Origin of the sequence: Chloroflexus sp. MS-CIW-1 (assembly GCF_030444705.1) — a bacterium.
Taxonomy (GTDB): Bacteria; Chloroflexota; Chloroflexia; order Chloroflexales; family Chloroflexaceae; genus Chloroflexus.
In genome coordinates this window covers 847,515-872,579 of record NZ_JAUBWR010000001.1, presented here as the reverse complement: position 1 = coordinate 872,579, position 25,065 = coordinate 847,515, and the positions used below count along the sequence as shown (strand labels likewise).

At 54.9% G+C, this 25,065-nt stretch carries 24 protein-coding genes; 14 read left to right on the top strand and 10 right to left on the bottom strand.

Going from position 1 to position 25,065, the window contains the following annotated elements; all coding sequences use genetic code 11:
- Positions 1–658 precede the first annotated feature (658 nt).
- A complete protein-coding gene (gene pulA / locus QTO31_RS03490) occupies positions 659–4,198 on the top strand; it encodes a pullulanase-type alpha-1,6-glucosidase (protein WP_301428102.1) in 3,540 nt (1,179 codons plus the stop codon).
- 371 nt (positions 4,199–4,569) lie between these two features.
- Here the strand turns inward: pulA and QTO31_RS03485 are convergent, their stop codons facing one another.
- From QTO31_RS03485 to QTO31_RS03460, 6 genes are all read right to left on the bottom strand, one after another.
- Positions 4,570–4,758 (bottom strand): hypothetical protein, encoded by a 189-nt coding sequence (locus QTO31_RS03485; RefSeq protein ID WP_301428101.1) that lies wholly within the window; start codon positions 4,756–4,758, stop codon positions 4,570–4,572.
- Between the two features lie 504 nt (positions 4,759–5,262).
- Entirely contained in the window at positions 5,263–5,913 is a 651-nt protein-coding gene (pxpB, locus tag QTO31_RS03480; RefSeq protein ID WP_031459225.1) for a 5-oxoprolinase subunit PxpB, read from the bottom strand.
- On the bottom strand, positions 5,910–6,671 hold the full coding sequence (locus QTO31_RS03475) for a LamB/YcsF family protein (protein ID WP_031459226.1): 762 nt from the start codon (positions 6,669–6,671) through the stop codon (positions 5,910–5,912). Before QTO31_RS03475 ends, pxpB begins: the two co-directional genes overlap by 4 nt.
- Before the next feature lie 6 nt (positions 6,672–6,677).
- Complete coding sequence (locus QTO31_RS03470) at positions 6,678–7,838, bottom strand: MFS transporter (RefSeq protein ID WP_301428100.1); 1,161 nt, start codon at positions 7,836–7,838, stop codon at positions 6,678–6,680.
- The gene (locus tag QTO31_RS03465) at positions 7,835–9,115 is read right to left on the bottom strand and encodes a glycosyltransferase (RefSeq protein WP_031459228.1); all 1,281 of its coding nucleotides are present in this window, start codon (positions 9,113–9,115) and stop codon (positions 7,835–7,837) included. The genes QTO31_RS03470 and QTO31_RS03465 overlap by 4 nt, the downstream gene beginning before the upstream one ends.
- 179 nt (positions 9,116–9,294) lie before the next feature.
- A complete protein-coding gene (locus QTO31_RS03460; RefSeq protein ID WP_301428099.1) occupies positions 9,295–10,005 on the bottom strand; it encodes a glycosyltransferase family 2 protein in 711 nt (236 codons plus the stop codon).
- Between the two features lie 900 nt (positions 10,006–10,905).
- On the opposite strand from QTO31_RS03460, the gene dhaL reads away from it, so the two are divergent.
- The 9 genes from dhaL (at position 10,906) to QTO31_RS03415 (ending at position 18,619) form a co-directional block, all read left to right on the top strand.
- The gene (gene dhaL, locus QTO31_RS03455) at positions 10,906–11,553 is read left to right on the top strand and encodes a dihydroxyacetone kinase subunit DhaL (protein ID WP_301428098.1); all 648 of its coding nucleotides are present in this window, start codon (positions 10,906–10,908) and stop codon (positions 11,551–11,553) included.
- The gene (gene dhaM / locus QTO31_RS03450) at positions 11,550–11,942 is read left to right on the top strand and encodes a dihydroxyacetone kinase phosphoryl donor subunit DhaM (protein ID WP_031459231.1); all 393 of its coding nucleotides are present in this window, start codon (positions 11,550–11,552) and stop codon (positions 11,940–11,942) included. Before dhaL ends, dhaM begins: the two co-directional genes overlap by 4 nt.
- A gap of 4 nt (positions 11,943–11,946) precedes the next feature.
- Entirely contained in the window at positions 11,947–12,219 is a 273-nt protein-coding gene (locus QTO31_RS03445) for an HPr family phosphocarrier protein (RefSeq protein ID WP_012660651.1), read from the top strand.
- A gap of 14 nt (positions 12,220–12,233) precedes the next feature.
- Positions 12,234–13,904, top strand: coding sequence for a phosphoenolpyruvate--protein phosphotransferase (gene ptsP, locus QTO31_RS03440; RefSeq protein WP_031459232.1), 1,671 nt, complete (start codon positions 12,234–12,236; stop codon positions 13,902–13,904).
- A gap of 207 nt (positions 13,905–14,111) precedes the next feature.
- Entirely contained in the window at positions 14,112–14,438 is a 327-nt protein-coding gene (locus QTO31_RS03435) for a cupin domain-containing protein (protein ID WP_301428097.1), read from the top strand.
- A gap of 416 nt (positions 14,439–14,854) precedes the next feature.
- On the top strand, positions 14,855–15,592 hold the full coding sequence (locus tag QTO31_RS03430; RefSeq protein WP_031459234.1) for a class I SAM-dependent methyltransferase: 738 nt from the start codon (positions 14,855–14,857) through the stop codon (positions 15,590–15,592).
- Positions 15,593–15,619: 27 nt separating this feature from the next.
- On the top strand, positions 15,620–16,231 hold the full coding sequence (locus QTO31_RS03425; protein ID WP_031459235.1) for a class I SAM-dependent methyltransferase: 612 nt from the start codon (positions 15,620–15,622) through the stop codon (positions 16,229–16,231).
- A complete protein-coding gene (locus QTO31_RS03420; protein WP_031459236.1) occupies positions 16,228–16,647 on the top strand; it encodes an EamA family transporter in 420 nt (139 codons plus the stop codon). The genes QTO31_RS03425 and QTO31_RS03420 overlap by 4 nt, the downstream gene beginning before the upstream one ends.
- A gap of 73 nt (positions 16,648–16,720) precedes the next feature.
- Positions 16,721–18,619 (top strand): hypothetical protein, encoded by a 1,899-nt coding sequence (locus QTO31_RS03415; protein ID WP_301428096.1) that lies wholly within the window; start codon positions 16,721–16,723, stop codon positions 18,617–18,619.
- A 217-nt stretch (positions 18,620–18,836) separates the two neighbouring features.
- Here the strand turns inward: QTO31_RS03415 and QTO31_RS03410 are convergent, their stop codons facing one another.
- Positions 18,837–19,238, bottom strand: coding sequence for a cyclic nucleotide-binding/CBS domain-containing protein (locus QTO31_RS03410; protein WP_301428095.1), 402 nt, complete (start codon positions 19,236–19,238; stop codon positions 18,837–18,839).
- 226 nt (positions 19,239–19,464) lie between these two features.
- Between QTO31_RS03410 and QTO31_RS03405 the strand changes: the two genes are divergently transcribed.
- Genes QTO31_RS03405 through QTO31_RS03390 form a run of 4 tightly spaced genes read left to right on the top strand, consistent with a single transcriptional unit; the run spans position 19,465 to position 22,353 of the window.
- The gene (locus QTO31_RS03405) at positions 19,465–20,133 is read left to right on the top strand and encodes a phosphatidylserine decarboxylase (protein WP_301428094.1); all 669 of its coding nucleotides are present in this window, start codon (positions 19,465–19,467) and stop codon (positions 20,131–20,133) included.
- A 9-nt stretch (positions 20,134–20,142) separates the two neighbouring features.
- A complete protein-coding gene (locus QTO31_RS03400; RefSeq protein WP_301428093.1) occupies positions 20,143–20,991 on the top strand; it encodes a RibD family protein in 849 nt (282 codons plus the stop codon).
- Between the two features lie 36 nt (positions 20,992–21,027).
- Positions 21,028–21,636: a sigma-70 family RNA polymerase sigma factor gene (locus tag QTO31_RS03395; protein ID WP_031459240.1), complete on the top strand. Its 609-nt coding sequence runs from the start codon at positions 21,028–21,030 to the stop codon at positions 21,634–21,636.
- 30 nt (positions 21,637–21,666) lie between these two features.
- Positions 21,667–22,353, top strand: coding sequence for an anti-sigma factor family protein (locus tag QTO31_RS03390; protein ID WP_031459241.1), 687 nt, complete (start codon positions 21,667–21,669; stop codon positions 22,351–22,353).
- 97 nt (positions 22,354–22,450) lie between these two features.
- Here QTO31_RS03390 and tsaD read toward each other — a convergent pair whose 3' ends face one another.
- Genes tsaD through QTO31_RS03375 form a run of 3 tightly spaced genes read right to left on the bottom strand, consistent with a single transcriptional unit; the run spans position 22,451 to position 24,842 of the window.
- Entirely contained in the window at positions 22,451–23,506 is a 1,056-nt protein-coding gene (gene tsaD, locus QTO31_RS03385) for a tRNA (adenosine(37)-N6)-threonylcarbamoyltransferase complex transferase subunit TsaD (protein ID WP_031459242.1), read from the bottom strand.
- 14 nt (positions 23,507–23,520) lie between these two features.
- Complete coding sequence (locus QTO31_RS03380; protein WP_031459243.1) at positions 23,521–24,261, bottom strand: YggS family pyridoxal phosphate-dependent enzyme; 741 nt, start codon at positions 24,259–24,261, stop codon at positions 23,521–23,523.
- Positions 24,258–24,842, bottom strand: coding sequence for a hypothetical protein (locus tag QTO31_RS03375; RefSeq protein WP_031459244.1), 585 nt, complete (start codon positions 24,840–24,842; stop codon positions 24,258–24,260). The genes QTO31_RS03380 and QTO31_RS03375 overlap by 4 nt, the downstream gene beginning before the upstream one ends.
- Positions 24,843–25,065 lie beyond the last annotated feature (223 nt).

The window sequence follows — 25,065 nt, the reverse complement described above, 5'->3', positions numbered from 1 at the left end:
ACCCGCACCTGATCTCAAAATCGTACTCGATGCCCTGCATCTTTCGCAACAGAATCTTTTGGATAGGCCTGCGGTGCCTGATCAAAACTCAGCTTTCTCCTTGGGCACGTCCCGTACCCGTGTGGCCATTGCGTGAGGAGGTGCCAACATGCTTTCCCGCCAGCAACGCTCCGTCTTCCCTTCCTTGCCTCGTGTGGAAGAGGAAAGGGGCTAAGGGGGAAGGTGAGGGGCACCAGGTGTGCGCCGCAGCACCAGCGCTGAACCCGGTGCTATCCATTTCTATCGCGGCGAAGAGACGCCTGCGTTGCTCGCCACCGTTCCCCGCACCAGGCTGGAGATGCTATGGTCGCGTCTCGGCAAAAGCCCAGATTGTTGCTGAGGCGCGTCGTTTCTCGCTCCTTCAGCCGACGCCCCACAGCACAACAGATGAAAAGTGACAATCAGCCTGATGCCGATGGAGTCGCCTGATGAGATAAGACGACGCCCTATCCTGCTGAGTGAACCGTGATGGATGGGTGCAGCGCCCTGCGCCTTGACACATGCATCCTGGCAGGCGAGGAACGGTACCGCCGTGCGCCGATGATCACCACAGCGTCATCAACATTGTGCTATACTATGCGCAAATCGTTTCGCTGCTAACTAACTCCAGGTGAAGACTATGAGACTCGCTGTCTTGCCCCGGCGCACCGTATCGGCAATCACGGTCATCTGGTTGCTCTGCTGGTTATTCATTCAGACTCCGGTGTTAGCGCAAACCACGCCTGATCCTAAAACCGTCACAATACCCGGTACCATCCAGAGTGTTCTGGGATGCCCTGGTGATTGGCAACCGTCGTGTAGTGTGACGTATTTGGCTTACGATCCGGCAACCGATGTGTGGAGTGCCCGCTTTGAGTTGCCTGCTGGCTCCTACGAATACAAGGTTGCTCTCAACGATAGTTGGGCCGAAAATTACGGCTTGAACGCCCGCCGTGATGGGCCTAACATTCCGTTACAGGTGCCGGCACCGACGACGGTACGCTTCATTTATGATCACAAGACGCATTGGGTTACCGACAGCATTAATACTCCAATCATCGTTGCGGTAGGTGATTTTCAGACTGCACTAGGGTGTCCGGTCGCCAACGATCCGACGTGTCTTGGGGCATGGCTGCAAGACCCCGACGGCGATGGTCTATTTACGTTTACAACCAATCGCATTCCGGCTGGTGAGTATCAATTGCGGCTGGCAATTGGTGAAACACTAACCGGCGCAATTGGTGAAGGGGGGCCTGATGGAGCGCCCTTTACGATCACTGTCGCCGAGGGTGGTGAGGTATACATTGGTTACAATGTTGGGAGTGGTGAAGTGACGATTTCAACGGCTGGCGCACCTAAAGGCGATATTTCCCGCGCCCGTGCATACTGGGTGAACGCCGACACTATCGTTTGGAATGTCATCGGTACGCCACGTTACCGCTATGCGTTGTTTAGTGACCCAACTGGTGCAATAAAACTGACCCCCGAAGGTGTAGTGGGCGGGCAGCGGATCGATCTCACATTTTCGCCAGCGGGGCCTGGGTCGGCGCTGAAACAATTCCCCCATCTAGCCGGATTCAGCGCGTTCAAGTTGCCTCCGCTCGACCGTGCTCGCTTGATTGGTCTGACGCGCGGTCAATTGGTGGTGGCAATGTATGACGAAAATGGTCAACCGCTCGATGCAACACGGGTGCAAATTCCCGGTGCACTCGATGCTCTCTTCCCTTACGATGGCCCGTTGGGGGTGACCTTTGAAGATGGTCTGCCAACCATTCGGGTTTGGGCGCCAACTGCTCGTCAGGTGCGTTTACACCGTTTTGCTGATGCCAATCCCGAAACTCGTGCGGTTGTCCTGCCGATGACACTCGATGCAGCGACCGGAGTCTGGAGTATTCGCGGTGAGGCAAGTTGGATTGGGCAATACTATCTGTTTGAAGTTGATGTCTATGTACCGAATGTTGGGCGCGTTGTGACAAATCTGGTGACCGATCCTTATTCGGTGGCCTTAAGCGCCAATAGTACGCGCAGCCAGATTATCGATCTGAATGATCCGGCTCTACAACCGCCCGGTTGGGACACGCTGCGTAAGCCACCACTTGCTGCACCGGAAGATGTTGTGCTCTACGAATTACATGTGCGCGACTTTAGTATTCTCGACGAGACTGTGCCGCCTGAACTGCGCGGAACGTTCCGGGCATTTACGGTTCGCGACAGCATTGGGATGCGCCATCTAGCCGATCTTGCCGAAGCTGGCGTGACGCACGTGCATCTCTTACCGGTATTTGATATTGCGACGATTGAAGAGATTCGTGAACGGCAAGTACCGCTCCCCTACGATCAGTTACGGGCACTTCCGCCCGACTCACCTGAACAACAAGCTATCATCGAACCGATCCGCGACCTCGATGGTTTCAATTGGGGGTATGATCCTTTCCATTACTCGGTGCCAGAGGGTAGCTACAGTACCAACCCCGATGGGCCACAACGCACTTTGGAATTTCGCGAGATGGTGCAAGCGCTCAACGAAACTGGCTTGCGCGTTGTCATGGATGTCGTCTACAACCATACCAACGCCAGCGGCCAACATCCGCGTTCGGTCCTGGATCGGATTGTACCGGGTTACTACCATCGGCTCGATGCTGATGGCAATGTCACTACCTCGACGTGCTGTCCCAATACTGCTACCGAGCACCGTATGATGGAGAAGTTAATGATCGACTCGGTCGTGCTCTGGGCAAAGTATTACAAGGTCGATGGTTTCCGCTTCGACTTGATGGGCCATCATATGAAAGACAATATGCTGGCCGTTCGGGCAGCTCTCGATGCACTGACTCTTGAGCACGATGGTGTAGACGGCAAATCTATCATCTTGTACGGTGAAGGTTGGAACTTCGGTGAAGTTGCGAACAATGCTCGTGGTATCAATGCGACCCAATTCAATATGGCCGGTACCGGCATCGGTACCTTCTCTGATCGGCTGCGTGATGCGGCCCGTGGTGGTGGCCCGTTCGATGATCCACGCTTACAGGGTTTCATTTCTGGTCTGGCGACCGATCCGAGCGATTTTCCGCAGGGTTCCCCTGATGTCCAACGGATCAAACTGCTGGCCGAAACCGATCTGATTAAGCTAGGGTTGGCTGGTAATCTCAAAACGTACCGCATGATCAACTACGAGGGACGCCTTGTAACGGGTGAGCAGATCAAGTACCGTGGTGCTGCTGGCGGTTACACCCTTGATCCGCAAGAGCAGATTGTTTACGTTTCAGCTCACGACAACGAGACTCTGTTCGATGCCGTGCAGCTCAAGGCTGCCGCTACGACCTCGATTACCGAGCGAGTGCGGATGGCCCAACTCGGCCTTTCGCTCACAGCACTGGCGCAGGGTATTCCCTTCTTCCACGCCGGAGATGAGTTCCTGCGCTCGAAATCGCTCGACCGCAATAGCTACAACTCCTCCGACTGGTTTAACCGAATTGACTGGAGCGGCCAGGAAAATACCTTCGGTTCAGGGTTGCCACCTGCCGGTGATAATCAGAGTAACTGGCCCATCATGGCACCGTTGCTAGCTAATCCTGAGTTAAAACCCGATGCTCGGCTGATGCAAGCTACCTACGAGCACTTCCGCGAGATGCTTCGCATCCGGCGCAGTACCCCTCTCTTCCGCCTACGCACGGCTGCTGAGGTCGAGCGTATGGTGTCGTTCTTCAATAACGGCCCTGATCAGATTCCCGGTCTAATTGTTATGAGTATTAGCGACAACGGCCCAAATCGGCTTGATCCGAATATTGGTCAGGTGGTTGTCTTGTTCAATGCACGGCCAGAAACGGTAACCATCACCATCCCCGAACTGGCTAACGGCGATCTGCGTCTGCACGATGTCCAGATCGCATCGAGCGATGAACGAGTCGCCCTATCACGCTACAATGCTGACGGGAGCTTCAGTGTGCCCGGACGGACAACAGCCGTCTTTGTCGGGCCACGGCCACTAGTAGCGGCTCCCCTGGTACCACCTACGGCGACGCCAACTGTCGCACCCGAGGCACCTGCTGTAACGCCTGAACCACAGCCGACGCCGAGTGGGAACACGGCTCCGGGTTGGCTGTGGATTGTTCTACTTGTCATTGCCCTGGTTGGCGCAGGATTGTTTGTTGCTCGCCGGAATAGGAGTAGATCGCAATGATCAAGGATGGGGCGTAGATCTGCTACGCCCTATTCCTGGTGTTACGCCATCGATTGCCCGATGCAGAAACGTGATCCCGGCCAGGTATCGTTCGCAGGAGAGAGCGTTCTCCGACAATTTGGGGTGATTCACTGCTTTGCCCTTACGAATGAACCCCAACGTGCAGGATTCGGTACTGCTTTACCCACTGATTACTGAATGGCCCGCGTTGATCGGTGTCCGAACGTGGTTCGGGATCGTAGGAGATGACGCTTGATAAAGGGTCAACATTTGATGACCTTCATCTCCCGCAACAGGATATTTCGGATAGGTTCTCATACTAGTCAAGCAGAACGGTGGATCAGCGAGGGGGCAGCACTCTCTGCTGTGGTTTACCGATGCACCAGCCTGGGTACGCGGGCCTCTGGCCCGCCGGTGCGGCGAATGGTTGGAACCGATTGGGAAGCGATCAGCGCCGTAATGGTTAGGGAAACGTTGGCGGGTAAGGTATGCGTCTCCGTGATGAGCTGGAAGAGGGTTGCACCGGTGTCAGCGTTGGTGCTGCGGCGCACGGCTGGCACGCCCTCACCTTCCCCCTGGCCCCCTTCCGCTCCCACACGGGGAGCGGAAGGGGGGACGTGGGGGGCTGGTGCGAACGCATGGTGGCCCGCGCACGCAATGGTCGGATATGCCCGGTACGAGCCTCATGCAACATCCGGGTTTTTGATCAGGCTCTTAGGTCTCCTACATACGGGGGATGGGGTGAACAAGTCTTATCGGCAAGCTAGCGGAACGTGCCTTCGTTCTTTCACTCAGGGTAGGATATGGGCCACAGGCCCGAGCACCAGGATATACGGTTTTCATGAATAAAGAAGTATGTCTGAAAAACTCTTGTGTTCCTAATCGTTCTCCCCTTTCCTCGCAATGTGGAAGGGGGAAGGAAATGGGGGCTGTGCCGTGAGCCGACCTGCACGATTACATCAGACAACCGTTTAGTTGGGGGGCTTAGCCTGTTCACATTAGGACGCGAGCCAGAGGCCCGTTCGCCCAGGTTACGAGGTCATAGGAGTGTTTTCAGACACTCTCTAAGCACTCTCATCAACCACAAACTGTACCAAATCACCGGGTCGTAATAAGGTTGGTGGATCTGCTGACGGATCAAACAAACGCACGTTGGTACGTCCAATGAGATGCCAGCCGCCCGGTAATGTTGTTGGATAGATACCGGTCATACCGGCGGCAATAGCTACTGAACCTGCCGGTACTGCCGGGCGAGGCGTTGCCCGTCGTGGCAGGTGAAGCACCGGCGGTAACCAGCCTAAATACGGATAGCCGGGAGCAAAGCCAATCATCAAGACCTGTTGTACAGTCGTCGTATGTAGTTCAATCACTTCAGACGGTGTCAGCCCTATTTGTTTCGCCACATCATTCAGATCCGGGCCATCATCACCACCGTAGCGCACTGGAATAGTTATCTTGCGCCCAGAGGATGTGATGCGTGGGGCAGGATTACGCACCAATTCTTCCAAACGGGCGAGCAGTTGGTTGCGATCAGTAACGAGTGGGTCAAAACAGACCAGCAGTGAATCAATTGCTGGGATCAGATCAAGCACGCCGAGCGGTGGATCGTGTTCTAAAGCAGCCATAGCCGCCAGCGGTGCACTACTAGCAGCCGATGATGATGACCATCGGATCAAAAACGCTGCTTCGCCAAAGGGATCAACTCGCCCGCTCATCGTTGTGGTGACCGTACTGCGATTCCGGCGGCTTCCAACCCACGGCGTAATGCCGCTGCTCGCGCTGCTGCCCCTGGAGTATCGCCGTGCAAACAAATGGTGTCGGCTTGTAATGGTACCGCTGTACCATCGACAGCGACCACCATCCGGTCACGAACGATCTGTAACGTCTGTGCCAGACACTGGGCTGGATCAATGATCAGCGCATCGGCATGACGCCGGTCGCGCAATCGTCCGTTAGCCTCGTAAGTTCGGTCGGCAAACGCTTCGGCCAGTACCGGTAGACCAAGCTCGTGACCAGCAGCGATCAGGGCTGAGCCGGCTAACCCAACCAGCGCTAACTCACGACTGAATGCAGCAACTGCCCGCGCAATTGCCATTGCTACCACCATATCCTGGGCAGCCACATTGTAGAGCGCGCCATGGGGTTTAACATGACATAACTCAACCTTTTCGGCGCATGTGATAGCAGCGAGAGCGCCAATTTGTGTCAGAACCCAGTTTTCAATCTCGTCGGAGGTCAGCGGCAAGACCCGCCGCCCAAAGCCGTGCAGATCAGGGTACGAAGGGTGAGCGCCGACTGCTACCCCCAATTCGCGACAACGCCGTACTGTCTGGCGCATAACCATCGGATCGCCAGCATGACCACCGCAGGCGACATTGGCTGAGCTAACGAATGGCAAAATGCCTTCGTCATCACCTACTCGAAAAGCACCGTAACTCTCACCACAATCGCAATTGAGATCAATAGTGAGCATTGTCTGCTATCCCACTGACATCTCAGCAACCGCTGGGTCGCGCTTCATCCCATAGCGGGCAACCAACAGCAGTAACAGCATACATCCAGCATCTACCACCACCATTATGGCCCCACTCACCGGACCAAACCATCCGATTAATTGACCAAACAAGGCTGGGAGAAATAGTCCCCCGCCGGTGCCAATAGTTAAGGCCACACTCAGGGCTGCTGGGCTACGTCCGGCAGCCTGCGTAATCAAGAGAATAGTTGTAGGAAAGATCGGACCACACGATAACCCCATGAATGCCACTGCTGCTAGTGCCAAACTGGCCTCGGTTGTACCTATCACCAACAAGAGACCTCCGAGACCAAGCCCGCTGACGCATAGCAACAACAGGCGGATCGGCCCTAACCGATCACCCCAAAAGACTGCTGCCATTCGACCAGCAGTCAACATACCCCAGAAGAGACTGCTCCCCAGTGCGGCAAGCGGGGCGATCATACCAACCCCTCGTTCGAGGATCAATGCAATCCAGCCACCGATCCCGATCTCGGTACCGATGTAGGTAAACATCAGAATGCCCAACGTGACGGCTGCCAACCAGCGCGGAGCCCCCGACATCTGCGCTGACGGTGCCTGTGTCGGTTCTTGCAGGCGCGATGCCGGCCAGACCAACCCTAGCATCAGCACTGCCCCCATCCAGATCGCAGCCTGTGGTTGATCAATCACGGCCAGCATCAATGCAACGAGGAGTGGTCCACCGATTGAGCCGACACTAAAGAACAGATTAAGCGCATTCAGAGCGCCAGCGGCACCGTGATACAGACGCGCAATCAGGAGATTGCCACCGGCCAACATCCCGCCATAGCCAAAGCCAGCCATACCGGCACCGATCAACATCCCGGCCAGCAGTGGGCTAAGCCCAAGTGCCAGCATACCGGCTCCCATACATGCTGAGCCGGCTGCAATTACAGTACGCAAACCCCAGCGCTGAATGGCAGCGCCGACACCTACTGATGCTAACACACCACCCAGCGAAAATGCGGTAAAAATGGCACCCAGATCGGTTACTTCATGACCTGCTTGCCTGGCGAGAGCGGGCAGACTCGGCCCGATGGCTGACAGCATCCAGCCCACACCCAGATACAGTGTGCCAACAATCAATAATGCCAGTGAAGGTTTCACGATACACGCACCAATCGTCGTGCCGACCAGAATGCCGCATTCGCTGTCGTTACATCTTCGTAGAGTGCAATGATCCGTCGGGCAATGGTCGGCCAGCTATATTCGGCTGCACGCTGTACCGCTGCCGAACGCAGGCGGGCAGCCAAGTCTTCGTCGGTCAGAACTCGTTCGATGTGTGCGGCCAGCGCAGCGTCGTTATCAGGTGGAAAGAGCAATCCGCTCCGTCGGTCTTCAATGGTCAGTGCCAGACCACCCACATTAGAAGCTACCACCACTGCACCACATGCCAAAGCTTCGAGCGCGGCTAGTCCAAATGATTCATAGTGTGACGGTGCGGCCACCACATCAGCAGCGACATAGTAGAGCGGTAACCGTTCTTGCGGTTGTGTGCCGACAAACTGTACCTGGGCCTGTACGCCGAGCGTCCGTCGTAGCTGATCAAGCCGACGCTGTTCACTATTCCATTGTGCAGGTTGCGTTTCGTCCTCGCCGCCCACCAAAACCACCTGTAATCGATCGCGCCATTCAGGATGGTGGTCAATGAGACGTGCCGCTGCCCGGATCAAGGCGTCCATACCTTTCAGCGGTTCCATGCGACCGACACAGACCAGCACGATCGCGTCATCTGCGATACTGAGTGCTGTGCGGGCAGCGTTGCGATCACCTGGTTGAAACCGTTGGAGATCAACTCCGCACGGAATAACCCGGATCCGTCCAGGATCAGCACCATAGTGCCAGACCATCTGGGCACGGTCAAGGGGTGTCGCGGCCACCACTGCATCTACTTCGTGCAGCAGCCGACGTTCAATTGCAATGCGGTGACTCGTCTCGACCTCCTCTGCTGAACGGGCAACACTATTTTTCATTGCACCGAGGGTGTGAAACATATGTACGACCGGCGCCTGCCACACCCGCCGCAAGGCCAGGGCAGCTTTACCCGACAACCAGTAATGGCTGTGGATAAGATCGTAACTCACATCTTCACCATCGGCAAAACAGCGCACCCGACTCACGAATTCGGGCAAATAGGTCAGAAGCTGATACTTATCGTAAGGCGCTGTCGGGCCAGCATGCAGATTGATCAGACGAACACCACGACTTAACGGAACAATGGTGGGCGCATCACGTTCTTGACTACGGGTAAAAATGTCAACCAGTATCCCGCGTTGCCCTAATTCACGGGCCAACTCACGCACATAGACATTCATTCCACCAGCTTCTTTACTTCCTAACCGGGCCAGTGGACTACTATGGACACTCAACATTGCGACGCGCATGGATGCCTCGTAGCGAACGAAAGGCGAGCGTATCGGTTCCCCGTTCACTCGCCTCTCAGCGAAATAGGTAGCAGGTACACAACCCGCCTTTCTTGAGTGTTGTATCACAAATTACTTGATTGCACAAGTATAGGTGACCTGCGGTTACCTCTGTGTGGGGGATTGCTTTTCACTCCTGTTCACCACCAGAATCGATACTTGAAGAGGGCAAAGATGGCGTAGATGCCTTGAATTGGTTTCATTTTCTTCCCCTCTTCATACGTGCGGCCAAGATAACTTACCGGCACTTCGTAAATCCGTTGACCGCGCCGTAATACCTTTGCGGCGATTTCTGGTTCGATCCGAAAATCGTTACTTTCAAGCTGCAAATCGCGCAGAATGTCAGTTCGTACCACTTTATAGCACGTCTCCATGTCTGAGATCCAGCAATTGAACAAAAAGTTGGTCAGGAATGTCAGAAACTTATTTCCAACGGCGTTCCAGAAATACATACCGGTATGTCGGCCGAGAAACCGGCTACCGAACACCACGTTCACCCGTCCTTCGACGATAGGTTTCACCAACTCATAATAATCCTGCGGATCATATTCCAGATCAGCATCTTGCACAATCGTAATTTCGCCACGGGCGTGAGCCAAACCACTGCGCACGGCTGCCCCCTTCCCCCGATTGTGCGGGTGCCGAATTACGGTAAGGTGCGGACGAGAGCAAGACAGTTCGGCCAACAGTGTCGGTGTCTCATCGGTCGAGTGATCATCGACAATGATGATTTCTTTATCGAGATCAACTGCTTCAACCTTGTTGAGAATGATGGGCAACGTTGCCGCTTCGTTGTAACAGGGTATGATAACCGAGAGCAGTGGGCGTTTTAATGATTCATCAAAGTTCATATGTTTGTCTAGTTCGAGGTGTCAATATCCGTTCGGGTACCGGGAAAACCGTTCAGCTCACGATTACCGGGCGTCTCCTATATGTATGCAAAGGGCAAATGTGACCAAATGCCATTATAGCATCAATGTATCGTCTCCTAGATGGGTGAACGATGTGCGTGGCGTCCATGATCCAGCCACCTTCCGCGCCTGCGAGAGCTACCGGAAGAGAAATGCAGACAGCGAGACATGAAAAGGGTGCTGTCTGGCGTACTCGCGAGTGTACACTGGGAGGCATCGGTCGCAACGGCATCCGTTGCATCGCTATCCACCGAGATGACGACCACGGGATGCGTCTGATTGATGGCGCGCTGCGGGGTGAGTAGCGTGAGCACGGTCGCTGCGCCGCCTCGCCCTTTTCCTCCGTCTTGGACGTGACGATATATTCGGATAGGCTCTACGTGATTGCGTGAGTCGGAGGCCATCGACAGCGGATGCCTCCGTTTCGTCGGTGTATCTTCACTATTTTATTGAAGATGCTGAACACCTCTCTAATCGTTTGGACTACTAACGTCATCCTTCATCAAGATGCGCAGGGAGTTCCTGGAAATGCTCATCTAGACAAACGAATACAGCCGTATGGAAGATGGTGAACGGAGGGGAACTGCTCACGACATTCACATTTTGCTTAACATTGGGATGAGATGTTGCAGGATTGAAACAAAAATCGCCCATCAATGGCGTCGAGACCTCTTGATTTGGTGTCAGGGATGTTCTAGCATACATAAGAAATAGCTCGTCAACCAACAGCGTGCCGCGTAAGCCTGAAGTGTATCTGTGGTAAGATACACGTTATTCACCGCTATCTAAAGTACGCGGCAAAATTATCAGCACGCACTCTGAGTCCTGAGCGAGGCAACGATGCCAGTTACGGTAGAACACGTCACGCACTTCCTAACTGCGGCGGCGGTAATTATCCATGAGCACCGCGATGAGCTTACCGCACTTGACGCTGCTATTGGCGACGCCGACCATGGAGCAAATCTTGATCGCGGGTTTTCGGCTGTACTTAACCGTCTGCCAACGGTTGCTGACAAAGATATCGGTACAGTTCTTAAAACAACTGGAATGACCATTGTCTCGACAGTTGGTGGTGCATCGGGACCGCTGTACGGTACTGCTTTTGTGCGGGCTGGTATGGCACTCGCTGATCGCCACGAAATGAGCGATGAAGATGTTGTTCTCGCGCTAGAAGCGGCGTTGGAGGGGATTATCGCACGTGGCAAAGCTCAACGTGGCGAAAAGACCATGGTTGACGCACTGGCCCCTGCAATTGAAGCCCTGCGCACAGCTCTGGCGGAAGGTCGATCATTAGGGCGTGCTTTGCAGCAGGCTGCGGCGGCAGCCGAAGCCGGTGCCAGAGCCACTATTCCAATGCTGGCGATGAAGGGACGCGCATCGTACCTTGGTGAGCGCAGCATCGGTCACCAGGACCCTGGCGCAACCTCGACGGCGTACCTGCTGCGAGCGCTGGCGATGACGTGTAGCCGAAATGAGGAGGTGGCATGATAGGTCTCTTAATCGTCTCGCATAGCGCACGACTGGCAGAAGGCGTACAAGAATTTGTCGGTCAGATCAGCGGTGGTCAGATACCGATTATCGCTGCTGGTGGCGCCAGCGATGGTTCTCTTGGTACCAGTGTTGAACGTATTTTGGCCGGCCTGGAGCAATTGCGTTCCACTGATGGCATTCTGGCCCTCGTAGATTTGGGGAGCGCTGTGATGAGTGTGGAAACCGCCTTGGAGCAATTTTCTGGTCCACCGGTGCACATCAGTAATGCTCCACTGGTAGAAGGGGCTTATCTGGCTGCGATTGAAGCGTCAAGCAGTACCGCAACTCTTGAACATGTCGCTGCCGCAGCATTGCAGGCCCGTGAGTTGATCAAAGTGTATGAGTAACAGTATGACAGAAGTAATATTGACAGTGACAAATCCGGTTGGTCTGCATGCACGTCCGGCTAAGCTCTTTGTTGAAACCGTTCGTGCGTACAAGAGTACGGTGACTATTCAGAATCTGAGTCGACCGCAAACGAAAGAGTTACCAGTGACTGCGTTCAATTTGTTGCAGATTGGTGTTCGCCAGGGTCATCAAATTCGCTTGCGGGCTAGTGGTGAAGATGAGGCTGAAGTGATTGCCGCCCTCACCAAACTGGTTGAAGAGAACTTTGGCGAGTAGCACGTGGAGTATGTATGAGCATGGTACTTCGTGGGACAGGTGGCGCTTCCGGTTTGGCTTTGGGTCCTGCCCACCACTGGAAACGGGCAGTGACAGTTGCCGATCCGCCTGACGAATCGGTAGAAGCAGCTCTGGCTCGTTTCCACGCTGCTCAACATGCAGCAGCCCACCGGTTACGATCATTGGCTGAACGACAACGCGCTGCCGGTTTGCGTGAAGCTGACCTGTTTGATGCCCAGGCCATGCTGGTTGAAGATGAGACATTAACCGAGGGCGTGACTACGCTGGTTTTGGAAGGACAGCCATTAACATCGGCGATCCAGGCTGTGGTGGCGCAAATGCAGGCTGCGATTGCCAATCTCGATGACGACTACCTGCGCGAACGTGCTGCTGATATTGCCGCCGTTGGTGTGGAACTCCTGCGCGCACTCACCGGTGAACAGACTCCGCTGTTTATTCCGCCTGGTGCCATTGTGATTGCCGATGATTTGACACCGGCAGAAACGGTTGATCTGCCGCTGCATGTTGCCGGATTCGCTACTGCCGGTGGTGGCCCAACCAGTCATACCGTTATTCTTGCTCGCTCGCGCGGGGTACCTGCTGTCGTCGGAATCGGTGATGCGATCTTGCGCATCCCCGCCGGTGTGAATGTGCTGCTTGATGGCGACGCTGCCACTGTTATGATTGATCCCGATGAAGATGCTCTACAGGCCGCACAAGACCGTATGGCAGCGTTACAGGCAATACGTCGCCGTCAGATGGCGCTGCGCGACCAACCCGGACGATTGCGTGATGGCCGTCATATCGCTTTGTGGGCGAACATTGGTCGTCCGGCTGAAGCGCGACTGGCACGCGAATACGGCGCCGAAGGGATTGGCCTGTTTCGTACCGAGTTTCTCTTTCTTGATCGAGAGACCCCGCCCGATGAAGAAGAACAGTATGTGGCCTATCGTGCGGTTATAACCGAATTCCCTGATCGCCCAATTGTGATTCGGACACTCGATGTTGGTGGTGATAAACCGCTGCCGTATCTTCCTATAGCTGCCGAGGCTAACCCGTTTCTTGGCATTCGAGGTATACGTCTCTCGATGCAACGACCTGATCTTTTTCAGGTACAAGTGCGAGCACTACTCCGAGCTGCTTTTCACGGCGACATCTGGATTATGTTACCGATGATCGCGACACCCTCTGAACTGGCCTGGGCGCGTGCTCAGATGCTGGATGCCGCCGCAGCATTGGCTGCTGCCGGTATTGATCATCGGCCAGATCCGCCGCTCGGGATAATGATCGAAACACCGGCAGCAGTCGTTATGGCCGATCAACTCGCCCGTGAAGCCGCATTTTTCAGCATCGGCAGTAATGATCTGGCGCAGTATACTCTGGCAGTTGATCGCGGCCATCCTACGTTAACTACTCACTACCGGACTGACGATCCGGCAGTCTGGCGTATGATTGACTTGGCTGCTCGCGCCGCTCGCCAGGCTAGTATCCCGATCGGTATCTGTGGCGAACTCGGTGGTGAACCAGAAGCGGCTGTTGCGCTGGCAGGGCTGGGCCTTGATGAGTTGAGTATGGCACCGGCACGTATTCCGGTCGTGAAAGAGCACCTGGCCCAAACCTCATGGGCCGAAGCTCAGGCTGCTGCCGCCCGCATGCTTGGGGAGAGTCAGCGTTCTTCGCAATGATGATGAGGAAACCGTAGAGGCGGGTGTCCAACCTGCCTCTCTTCCAGGCTTGCGAGGGCATCGCTCTTCGCAGCGTAGCACTGAAAACATCGAAAACTCCGACCGCATACTTTCACAATGCGCGACTTTAGATGTAGCTTCCAGTATAATATTTCGCAGACGTGCTCTTCCCGTAACAACAGACTCAGATGAAAGTCGAGAAAGAGTATGACCGATCGACCATGGATTGATCTGTTCCCCGGTGTTCAGCGTCGGCGGATCGCCTTGACCGAACGCATATACCAGATGGAAGTTCGTCTGGCGGCGGGGAGTCATGTGCCGTTACACAGCCATCCCGAAGATCAGGTGGCGTACATAGTGCGTGGTCGGTTACGTTTTCAGCTCGGTGACGAAATCATTGAAGCATCTGCAGGGAGTTCAGTCGCTATTCCCGGTGGTACCCTCCACGCAGTATGGACTCTCGAGGATACGCTCGCTATTGATACCTTTAGCCCACCGCGAGCTGATTATCTGCGCGTTGATGGTGATGTGTAGAGATGTTGCCGAGTGTGCCGGCAACATCTCTTCTCTCGTCACATCCCTGTTGACGGTGATCCCCGATCTGTGCGGTTTCCCTAAATACGTGGGTCGCTGGCTCACGTTGGGTAGTGGGTGACGGGAAGGTATTGGCTGAAGCATCAGTATCTCCTACGCGGAAAGAGAAGCGAGAAGAATAGATTCATTTTCCCCTTCCTCTCCCCTGCTGAGGAAGGAAAGTAGCTGGTCGGGAAGGTGCGGGTCATCCTTTCCTCTTCGCGCTCTGTGCGCAGCGCTACTTTGAGCCGACCGATGCCTCTTGATGTATGGGCGCAGCGCCGCTGCGTACCTCCCTCCTGCGATGTTGCTGATTTGGACAGGCCTTAACAGACCACTTGCCAGTCTGCCCGCAATCTGGTATAGTCCGCCCGACTATGGAAAAGAATGAATACACAACAATGGCAGCCGTTGAGCTGCAACACTGGTGGTATGGCGGTATGCGCGCCATCAACGCCGCGCTGCTGAAGCGAGTCGTTGCTGATAGGCGTCATCTGCGCATTCTCGATGCTGGCTGTGGTACTGGCGGTGATGCGCTTTTTTTACAGCGCTACGGGACGGTCGTTGGGCTTGATATAGCAACCGAAGCGCTGGCATTCGCCAGACAACGGATTCCGGGCTATCTGGTGCGCGGTTCAGTTGTACAGTTACCGTTTGCTGATCAGAGTTTTGATCTCGTGACATCATTTGACGTACTATACCATCGTGCGGTGATTGATGAACAACAGGCGTTGGTTGAAGTGCGTCGTGTCTTACGTCACGATGGCTGGCTGCTGATCCGCCTGCCGGCATACGAATGGCTACGCTCGCAGCACGACCGGCAGGTGCATACTCGTCACCGTTACACCGCCGAAGAAGTGCGTCGTCTCCTTGAAACAAACGGCTTTGTCATCGAACATCTGACTTACGCCCTCACCATTCTCTTTCCGCTATCGGCGACGGTACGCTTGCTCGAACGGGTTCTGCCGACGAAGCAACATGATTCGGCGATGACATTACCTTCCAGGCCGATAAACGCTTTGTTGCGTCTACCGATGATGGCTGAAGCAGCGTATCTTGCCCGTGGTGGTCATTTGCCGTTTGGTCTGTCAGTAGTGTGTCTCGCCCGATTATAATTCTGCTTATCAGTGACGGGTTTGGTTATGTTTAATATTCTGCTGAATCAACTAAGCGCTACACCTGAACTCTGGAATCGATTACGCTGGCTGGTCGAAGCCGGTTTCACCGGTGAACATCTGGCGATTGCCCGTGAGTTAAGACCGTGGTATGGCGATCATCGCCGTTTTCTTGATGTTGGCTGTGGTACTGGCGAGTTTGCCGTGAATTTTCCGCCTCACCGTTATGTAGGGGTTGATCCGTCGCTTACCTATCTTCGGTTTGCCGTGCGACGACGCCCGGGAACCTACATTGCTGCCGGTGGTGAAGCTTTGCCCTTTGCCGATCGAACGTTTGATGCCGGTCTGATTTTGGGTGTCTTGCACCACTTGCCCGATGCCAAAGCGGGTGCGGTGATGCAAGAGGTCTATCGGGTTATGCGGCCGGGAGCAACGATTTTAGTGATGGAAGATACTCCCCCACCGCCCGGTCAGAATCCGCTCGGTCATGTGATGCACGCCCTTGATCGAGGTGGGTATATCCGTCACGATGCCGATTACCGGGTAATGTTTGAGCAGGGCTTCGATATTGCCCGCAATTATCACATGCGTTCGGGTATTTGCGATTACGCCGTGTATGTTTTACGCCGACGACCATGAAACCGTTATCCGTCTATTCACCCAAATTACGCCCTATGTTGCTGGTTTTATCCCTCTTACTCACTGCCAGTGCGCTGACCGTTACCGGTGAAGTTTTATTGAAAATCGGTATCAATCACGTTACAACCCATGTGGGCGCTTTTACCCTCGATCCAAAGGTGCTGTGGGCTACTTTTACCGACTGGCGCGTCATTCTCGGGTTTGCGCTGGTCTTTGGAGGAGCTATCTTTTGGTTGGGGGTTATTTCGCGCGTCGATCTCTCGTTTGCCTATCCGCTCCTGGCCCTCAACTATGTGATCATTCTGATCCCCTCACGGATTCTGCTAAACGAATCGATCTCGCTCATGCGCCTGATCGGGGCGTTGATCATCGTTATCGGCGTGATCGTGATTACGTGGGGCAGCGGTAAATCGTAAGGTTATGCCAGCGCATGCCGTTTCTCTGGCAAATAGCTTGTGCCGTCAACTGCCAACGTTGGCGGTGTCAGTCATGCTGATATGGCTGGGTTGTGCGCTGGCGTATCAGGTGCCATTCTCCCTCCATCTGGCTGTGGGTGGCGATCCGCATACCTATCGCCGTGAAGACGATGCCCCGTTTTTACAGATGGTACATGCCGCTGAACCGGCATCGCCGATGGTTTCTGAGTGGTGGCAATTGCCCGGTGCCGATGATCCGTATCGCTGGACACAGCCAGAAAGTGTGTTGTACCTGCCCGGCATTGGTGGCGGTCGTTGGTTGGTGGCAGTGCGTGCACAGGGAGGGCGTCCTGATGGTGGTACGACGGTAACCGAATGGCAGTTCGGCCATCAACCGCCGATAACCATTGCCTTACCGGCTGCGCCGGCTCGTCGTTATACCCTGCTGGTTCCTGCCGATGGAACGGTGCATGTGCGCTTTCGGAGCGAACCGTTGCAAGCCGAAGGCGATCCACGGCTGCTGGGATTTGTCTTGCGTGACGTGCAGGTCTCCTCGACGTTCGATCTGCGTTCTCCTGATTGGGGCCAACTGGGCTGGATCGGGGTGACAATTGTGGCCCTGTGGCTGTGGGGCCAAAGTGTTGCCTTGCCCACACGATGGATAATTGGCCTGATTAGCATGGGGAGTGGTGTAGCTCTTGCTGCCCTGATTGTGGCACGTCTCGCCGTAACGCTGCTTATGCCGTTTCTAGCTGGAATGACCTTGGTAGCGGCTATCGTCAGTATCGGGTTGGTACTGCGCTGGCCGCAACACCTGGTCTGGTGGCAAGCAATGGCGCTGACCAAGCTGGCATTGATTGTGCGATTGGCCGGTTTGCTCCATCCACACGCCATCAGCAGTGATGTCGGGTTTCATGCCAACAATCTCTTGCGGCTCGGTTTGGGACAAGTCTTGCTTACCGCCGGTTTGCCTGCCGATTCTGGTGGTGGAATGGCACCGTATCCAGCCGGTTTTTACCTTGTTGTCTTACCATTTCAGCTCTTACTCAGTGATGATTTCGCGACCCGTCGTCTACTAGTTACGGTAATGGCGGCTGCGCTTGATAGTCTCTTTTGTCTGGCAATCTGGTGGTGGGTCAAACAGGCTGGTTTCAGTACACGGGCAGCGCTCCTGAGTGCTGCTTGCTACATTGGCTCAACCCAGGCCCTCGAAGCATTATCCATAGGCGAACTGGCGAATGTCGGTGGTCAGGCTCTCATACTACCAGCTCTGATAGGTTTGAGTCTCGGTGCAACCGGTCGGCAGAGCAGTTGGTTGTCCATATTCGTTATGGTGCTTGCGATTGCGGCTGGCTTGCTGGCCCATTCTGGAGTGACGCTGGGATTTGGGTTGCTGATTGCCTGGGCGTGGATTCTGGCGTGGCGACAGCCATCAGTACTGACCAGCCCACAGCGGTTGTTGATTGCTGCCGGTGGTGCGTTGCTGTTCGTGCTGATCATTGTTTACAGTGCGCCACCCTATCTCGAATTGATCGGTCAGCGTGGGGAACAGGGTGTAGCGGGTGGTCAATCGCCAGGCCAGATTCTGTTTGATACGTTACTAGCGCTCGCGGGCTTGCAACCGCCACAACGACGCAGCCTGCCTATTCCGTTTGCACTACTGCCCGCAACGCTGTGTGGGGTATGGCTGATCTGGCGTGCATCGCGAACCGATACCGCTGGTTTGCGCTGGTTACTTGGGATGTGGTGGGGGGGTGCCTTGAGCGGGCTAGCTCTGCTCCTGGTAGCTGATCAGGGCTTACGTTGGGCACTATTTCTCTACCCGGCACTCTGCATTCCGGTCGGTGTTGTGTTCGATCATCTTGCCACTCGTTCCACCTGGCAACGTTGGCTCGCGATAAGTTGGTTGGCCCTTATCCTTGGTCAGTCCATGAGTTTGTGGATCGGCCAAATCCGCGACTACTTACACTGATGTCTGGATGACGAACAAGAGGTTTCCAGCGCTGCTATTCAGATGCATGGACACCCATCGTTTGTAGCGAGATCAATGAACATAGCAGGGCGGATGCAAGGTCCGCCCTGTGCACGCATCATAGTCAATCGATAACGGGAGACGTTGCCTCAATCAGATCAAAACCCGATGAAAGATATGCGTCCCGATCAAACAAGGGTATACGCTGGTCGCTATCCTACTCATTAGCAATATCACGTACCACGTCTGTTACTGACAGCACACCAATTGGCCGCAACCCCTTCTCACCAGGCTCAACGACTATAACCCGATGGATACGACGTTCCATCATCAACCGGCTGGCATGTTGCAGAGTATCCTGCGGTGTGACCGATACAACGTCGGTGACCATAATGTGACCGGCTGTTAATCCACGCCAGTGTTTCCAGTACTGCTCGTAAAGCCGTGCATTGACCAGGTCAGTACGGGAAACTAATCCAACCATATATCCATCATCATCAACGACCACTAATGCACTCACATCTTGTTCTGACATCTGACGGGCAACATCCTGAATTGGGGTTTCACGCTTGCACGTGAGCACGCCGACGTGCATCACCTCACCAACTGTTCGCTCCATGACTCCTCCCTTCCTCGATCTGCGAAGTGTCAAATATCGATAGTTGTTTTAGTGTAATCAATCTAACACGGTGCGTCAATATCAGTTTTGGTCACTCTTGGTGTATTTTGTATCATAGCAACTGCGGTCACAATGAATGCAGTATCGGTTTGCACAGGGCACTTATTCATGCTAGAATCGTAGTACCTTCGATCAGCAGCGAATTGCTACCTTGTCGAGTGAATATATGTCTGAACCGACGACCAATCAACGTCAGCCGGCAATACCCGGTCTTGAAGTGGAAGCAACTGCCGTTGTAGGGATTGGCCTGGGCTTAACCGGGCTTGCCCTGGGTTTGCGACCACGATTGGCGCCGGTAGCATTGGCTCTCACAGCACTGACTGCCGCTCTCTTTCGTAATCCGCGCCGTGTTCCTCCCGACGAGCCGCGTACCATCTTCGCGGTAGCCGATGGTCAGGTGCAGGGAGTGCGCGAAGTGTACGAGCATCGCTTCGTCCACAGCGACTGTTTGCGTCTGACCACAGTCGTGGGTCCACTCGACGTACCGATTTGCCGCGCACCGACCGCGGGTCGTGTGGTGTACCTTGAACAACTGATGGGTGATCATCGTCCGTTACGTGATCCGCATGCTCCTGAACGTAATCAGCGTCTATACATCGGTCTCGAGACGGCATGGGGGCCGATCCTTCTCGCCATTATTGCTTCACCTTTAGGCCGCTGGCTGCGTTGTGAAACAACTCAGGGTGCGACGCTCAACGCTGGTGCGCGTATTGCCAGTATTCGCTTTGGCGGCCAGGTTGATCTCTATATTCAGCGCGATGTTCTCGATCCACTGGTAGCGCCTGGTGCGCGAACATTAGCCGGTCGTAGTCGGTTGGGTGCGGTGGTAGCCTAATCCTGCTCCATGATCGCTCCCTTTACGCTCTTGTTTGAAGAAGAGATAAACTCCGGCGCTGGTTTACCGGTAGAACTCCGCTCGATCTACAATGGTGACTGGCGTCTACCCGCTATCCCGACGCATCGCCCCGCAGTCTGGACGAACTTCGTGGTTTCGCACGATGGTCGGATTGCTTTCAATCAGCCTGGTTGGAATGGTGGGAATGCGATTAGTCGGCACAATCGGCATGATCATTGGCTCATGGAGCTAGTACGGGCCCGTGCCGATGCGATCCTGGTGGGCAATGGTACGCTGCGGGTTGCCCGGCGCCATCACTGGGTGCCGGGTGAAGTTTTCGCCTCACCGTCGTTCGCTGCGCTGCGTGCGGCTGAAGGGCGTCCTGCAATACCGGCACTGGTGATCCTCTCGGCCAGTGGTGAGTTGCCGCCTGCTGCTGCGCTGGATACGCCACGATCCCTCTTTTTGATCACCACTGCCCATGGTGCTGAGCGCGCTCGTGCACGCTATCCACAACTTGTCCCGCTAATCGGTACTGACGGTCAAATCGATCTCGCGTCTGCACTGAGGATCCTCCGCCAGCAATACAGTGTTCAGACATTGCTGAGTGAGGGTGGTGGGCGAACGTATGGCGCATTGCTGGGCGATCACCTGATCGATGAAGTCTTCCTCACGATCAGCCCAATTATTGTCGGGAATCCGGCGCCACCGCAGGCGTCACGTCCTGGTCTGGTCGAAGGGATTGCGTTCGCACCGCATCATCCGCCTCGTCTGCACCTGATCAGCTTGCGGCGAGTGACAGATTTTCTCTTTCAACGTGCCCGCATCGTTCCTGCTACTGGCGCAGAAACTGTATAATGTTTCCCAGGCCGGCCAAGAGAGACGGGCGATGGTATGGTGAATGAAGAGCAGCGACTGATCAGTGCAGCCCAGGCAGGAGATCTCGATTCGTTTAACCAGATCGTTCGGCTATACGAAACGCGGGTTTACAACCTCTGTTATCGGATGCTCGGCGATCCTGATGCCGCCGCTGATGCAACCCAGGATACATTTATCGCCGCTTTTCGTAGTTTAGCGAGCTTTCGGGGTGGTGTGCTGAAGTCGTGGCTCCTACGTATTGCCACCAATGCCTGCTACGATGTCCTACGCACGCGGAAGCGACGTCCATCAGTGTCGCTCGACATAATGGATCATGAAGAGGAGGGGCGTCGATCTGAACTGCCCGACCAGGGGGCAACGCTCGATGAAATGGTACTGCAACATGAACTAAGTGCTGCAATTCAACGTGGTCTGGCCGAATTACCAGAAGATCAGCGCATTGTCCTTATCCTTAGCGATATTCAAGGATTGGCCTACGAAGAAATTGCGCAAATTACCGGCATCCAGTTAGGAACAGTCAAATCGCGTTTGAGTCGGGCACGGGCCAAATTGCGCGATATTCTCCGCGCAGGGGAACTGTTACCGTTAAAATATCGTCTAGATGATGAGTCAAAGACATCGTGAAACACGCCAGATGGTCGTGCGAGTACGCAGATGATCCATTCGTCTTCTTCACCAACTGAATTACCTGAGCGTGACCGCGAGTTGCTCTCGGCGTATATCGATAATGAGCTGTCGCCAGACGAGCGTACTGCACTTGAACAGCGATTAGCAGTTGATCCGTTGTTGCGTCGTGAATTAGCCGAGCTGCGTGCAGTGCGCGACATCCTCCGTGAACAGCCATGGGTAACACCACCGCGCTCGTTTACACTCACACCTGAGATGGTTGGTGTGCGTCCTCGTCGCTTTGCGTTCTCGCGTTGGTGGCAGCCGTTCGGTGCGCTAGGCGCGCTGGTTCTGGTGATGTTGATCGGTTGGCAATTGCTCAATCTCAACCGTATGCCACTCCAGACGGCGGCGCCTGTGGCTGCAACGGCTGTTCCTGAAAACGTACCGGCACTCGCTGCCCAACCAGAGGCTCTTGCTCGACAGGAGCCAACTTCCGAACCGGAGATAAGTGCAATGGCCGAACAAGTGTCACCAGCAGCAGGGATCGCTGCGATCCAATCGGAGCCAACGAATGGCGCTGCTCGTGAACCTGCCGATGGCGGGCATGCCGGGTTGCCCGCTTCGCCCCAGCCAGCCCGCCCCAATCCGCCCCCGTTGCTAGTGGTTGTTGGTTTGGCCATCATTCTGTTCATCCTTGCCGGTATCTGGTTTTTGCGTCGGCGGGCAGAATAGATTCTTTGTTGAACCTGTAGTCGTTGAGTTGAGCCGATTCTGGTCAAACAATACCTCAGCCGAGGTGCAATGTGTTCAACCAACGCACGTTTGGTGTTCAGAGTGGCAAATTAGCCGTAACATCGACATCCCAGCCGTGCTGCACACCAGCATGAAAACGATAAAAGGCAGCCGCCGCTACCATAGCTGCGTTGTCGGTACAAAGGTCAAGTGCTGGCAAATGAACCGGCACATGGGCCCGTCGGATCAGCTCTTCGCGCAGACGGCGGTTGGCGGCGACACCGCCGGCCAACAGAATGGCCTGAGCTTTGTAACGCCGTGCGGCATCAACTGTCTTGGTGACCAGCACATCTACGACCGACTCTTGAAAAGCGTAAGCCATCTGAGCAACAAACGGTGCATCGAGTTGGGAAGGCTCCGCGACACCCTTACGCCCACTCAAACGAGAGATTTGCGCTAACCGATCCTGCACTCGATGCAAGACAGCCGTTTTCAGTCCGCTAAATGAGAAATCGTAACTGTCACGGAGCCAGGCTCGTGGTAGTACACCGCCAGGAGTAGCCTGCGCTGCCGCAGCCTGAATTGCCGGTCCACCTGGATAACCGAGTCCCAAAATGCGGGCTACCTTATCGAAGGCTTCACCGGCCGCATCATCGCGTGTCTGACCGAGCAGTTCGTACTGACCATGGTCACGCAGCAAGGCCAGCAACGTGTGTCCACCACTCACTAGCAAAGCGACAAGCGGAAACGGTGGTGGTGGCGTATCTCCTAACCAGCCGGCGTATAGGTGGGCTTCGAGATGATTAACCGCCACAAAAGGCAGACCGCGCTGCCAAGCCATTGCCTTAGCCGCATTAAGACCGGTAAGGAGCGCACCACTCAGACCCGGCCCGTGGGTTGCAGCTACGGCGTGCACATCAGCCCAGCCGTTGGGAAGAGCAGCGAGTGCTGCTCGCACCACCGGCACGAGACTAAGAATATGTTGGCGTGATGCGATCTCTGGCACGACCCCACCGTAACGCTCGTGAGTTGCCATCTGAGAAGCAACAATGTTGCTGATGACCGTCCGTCCACCACGAACAACGGCAGCGGCTGTCTCATCGCACGATGTTTCAAGAGCCAGAATCGTAAAATCGGCAGGAAGTTGACTCATTGCACAGTACCTTCTTATCCCTGGTCATAATGGCGCTCGCCGAAAATGGCCCGTCCGATCCGCACCATTGTCGCCCCTTCAGCAATCGCTGCGGTCAGATCATCACTCATCCCCATCGACAGTTCGCGCCAATCGGTGTTTGGATAGCGGCGGGCCAGATCGTCACGTAGCTCACGGAGTGCTGCAAAGTAGGGCCGTGCCTGATCGGGATGATCGACGATTGGCGCAATGGTCATCAGTCCACGCACTTCAAGCGCAGGCAGTTGCAAGATCGCCTCTACGTCGTGCAAAAATACCCGGTATGCTGGCTCGTTGTTGATCCCGCCGGTCAACGCGAACCCCTCTTTGCTCGTCTCACCACTGACATTCACTTGCAACAAAATCGGCAGCCGACGGTCGCGTTCACGCGCATAACGATCAAGCGTTTCGGCCAGTCGTAAGCTGTCAACTGAATGGATCAGATCGAAAAGTTCCACTGCAAGGCGCGCCTTATTGCGCTGGAGATGGCCAATCAGGTGCCAGCGTGGACGCGGGTGAAGATGGTGTAATGCGGCAATCTTTCGCTGCGCCTCCTGAACCCGATTCTCGCCAAAATCGCTGATACCCGCAGATGCTGCCTCAGCGATCACTTCTGGCGGATGGGTCTTACTAACCGCGATCAGTTGTATCTCGTGTACCTGACGACCCGCAGCGGCTGCCGCAGTAGCAATTTGGGCCTGTACCAATGCCAGACGTTCACGTAGCGTTTCGCTCATGGTTGCGTTTCCTGAATATCAATCAGCAGGCGTTGCTCGATTGGCGGATCAGGCGGGAGGTGCGTGATGAGTAAAAGCCCCCGTCCGTTCGGTAACGGTACACTCAGTTCAAGCGGTGTTGATCCACCAGGTGGTAGGTTGGCAATTGTTGTTCCCGGCGCTCGATAGCTCTCGCCACTACTGTCACGCAGTTCAAAAGCGCTAATCGGGACTGATAATTCAGTATTAGTAAGATTCGTAACCGTTCCCCTTATCCGTATTCCATTTGCGGTTGGTTCCAGCGCATCAATAATAACTCGTAGCCGTTGACTACTACCAACAGGATCAATCGGCTGTGAACGATTCCCGGCGCCGATCTGTCGCCAAAGGTTACGAGCCATTTCTTGTATCTCTGGTGACAGATTCTGTACTTCCAACTGCGGTAACGCAGGGAGTGGTAGTATTGGGGTTGGCTGACGCGCAAACTGATCGCTGAGAGCAACGGTACGAGTTTGTTGCATAAAGATACTGATCCCGATCAAAACAAATGCCCCCAATAAGCCGATCATCCAGAATGGTATGGGTGGTGCATCATCGTGCATACAATTTTATCCCTCATTTATCTCAAGAATACCTGGTGTTGTGTGTCCTATATTCTTCCTAAGCTCTGTGTGTATCTAATGACCCAGACTGCATCGGATGTAAGCGATCTGTGCGAAAGACAACCCTACTTTCACCGTGCACGGCTTCGCAGCATGCCCGATGCCCTTTATCTCTATTCTAGCCAGGGCTGGTCTGCTTGACAAACTGGCGTGAATAGCTTAT

Bases quoted from the DNA above. Each gene is read 5' to 3' on its own strand.
- pulA (WP_301428102.1), top strand. From the start codon at position 659: ATGAGACTCGCTGTCTTGCCCCGGCGCACCGTATCGGCAATCACGGTC.
- pxpB (WP_031459225.1), bottom strand. From the start codon at position 5,913: ATGAGCGGGCGAGTTGATCCCTTTGGCGAAGCAGCGTTTTTGATCCGA.
- QTO31_RS03475 (WP_031459226.1), bottom strand. From the start codon at position 6,671: ATGCTCACTATTGATCTCAATTGCGATTGTGGTGAGAGTTACGGTGCT.
- QTO31_RS03465 (WP_031459228.1), bottom strand. From the start codon at position 9,115: ATGCGCGTCGCAATGTTGAGTGTCCATAGTAGTCCACTGGCCCGGTTA.
- QTO31_RS03460 (WP_301428099.1), bottom strand. From the start codon at position 10,005: ATGAACTTTGATGAATCATTAAAACGCCCACTGCTCTCGGTTATCATA.
- dhaL (WP_301428098.1), top strand. From the start codon at position 10,906: ATGCCAGTTACGGTAGAACACGTCACGCACTTCCTAACTGCGGCGGCG.
- dhaM (WP_031459231.1), top strand. From the start codon at position 11,550: ATGATAGGTCTCTTAATCGTCTCGCATAGCGCACGACTGGCAGAAGGC.
- QTO31_RS03445 (WP_012660651.1), top strand. From the start codon at position 11,947: ATGACAGAAGTAATATTGACAGTGACAAATCCGGTTGGTCTGCATGCA.
- ptsP (WP_031459232.1), top strand. From the start codon at position 12,234: ATGAGCATGGTACTTCGTGGGACAGGTGGCGCTTCCGGTTTGGCTTTG.
- QTO31_RS03435 (WP_301428097.1), top strand. From the start codon at position 14,112: ATGACCGATCGACCATGGATTGATCTGTTCCCCGGTGTTCAGCGTCGG.
- QTO31_RS03430 (WP_031459234.1), top strand. From the start codon at position 14,855: ATGGAAAAGAATGAATACACAACAATGGCAGCCGTTGAGCTGCAACAC.
- QTO31_RS03425 (WP_031459235.1), top strand. From the start codon at position 15,620: ATGTTTAATATTCTGCTGAATCAACTAAGCGCTACACCTGAACTCTGG.
- QTO31_RS03420 (WP_031459236.1), top strand. From the start codon at position 16,228: ATGAAACCGTTATCCGTCTATTCACCCAAATTACGCCCTATGTTGCTG.
- QTO31_RS03415 (WP_301428096.1), top strand. From the start codon at position 16,721: ATGCTGATATGGCTGGGTTGTGCGCTGGCGTATCAGGTGCCATTCTCC.
- QTO31_RS03410 (WP_301428095.1), bottom strand. From the start codon at position 19,238: ATGGAGCGAACAGTTGGTGAGGTGATGCACGTCGGCGTGCTCACGTGC.
- QTO31_RS03405 (WP_301428094.1), top strand. From the start codon at position 19,465: ATGTCTGAACCGACGACCAATCAACGTCAGCCGGCAATACCCGGTCTT.
- QTO31_RS03400 (WP_301428093.1), top strand. From the start codon at position 20,143: ATGATCGCTCCCTTTACGCTCTTGTTTGAAGAAGAGATAAACTCCGGC.
- QTO31_RS03395 (WP_031459240.1), top strand. From the start codon at position 21,028: ATGGTGAATGAAGAGCAGCGACTGATCAGTGCAGCCCAGGCAGGAGAT.
- QTO31_RS03390 (WP_031459241.1), top strand. From the start codon at position 21,667: ATGATCCATTCGTCTTCTTCACCAACTGAATTACCTGAGCGTGACCGC.
- tsaD (WP_031459242.1), bottom strand. From the start codon at position 23,506: ATGAGTCAACTTCCTGCCGATTTTACGATTCTGGCTCTTGAAACATCG.
- QTO31_RS03380 (WP_031459243.1), bottom strand. From the start codon at position 24,261: ATGAGCGAAACGCTACGTGAACGTCTGGCATTGGTACAGGCCCAAATT.
- QTO31_RS03375 (WP_031459244.1), bottom strand. From the start codon at position 24,842: ATGCACGATGATGCACCACCCATACCATTCTGGATGATCGGCTTATTG.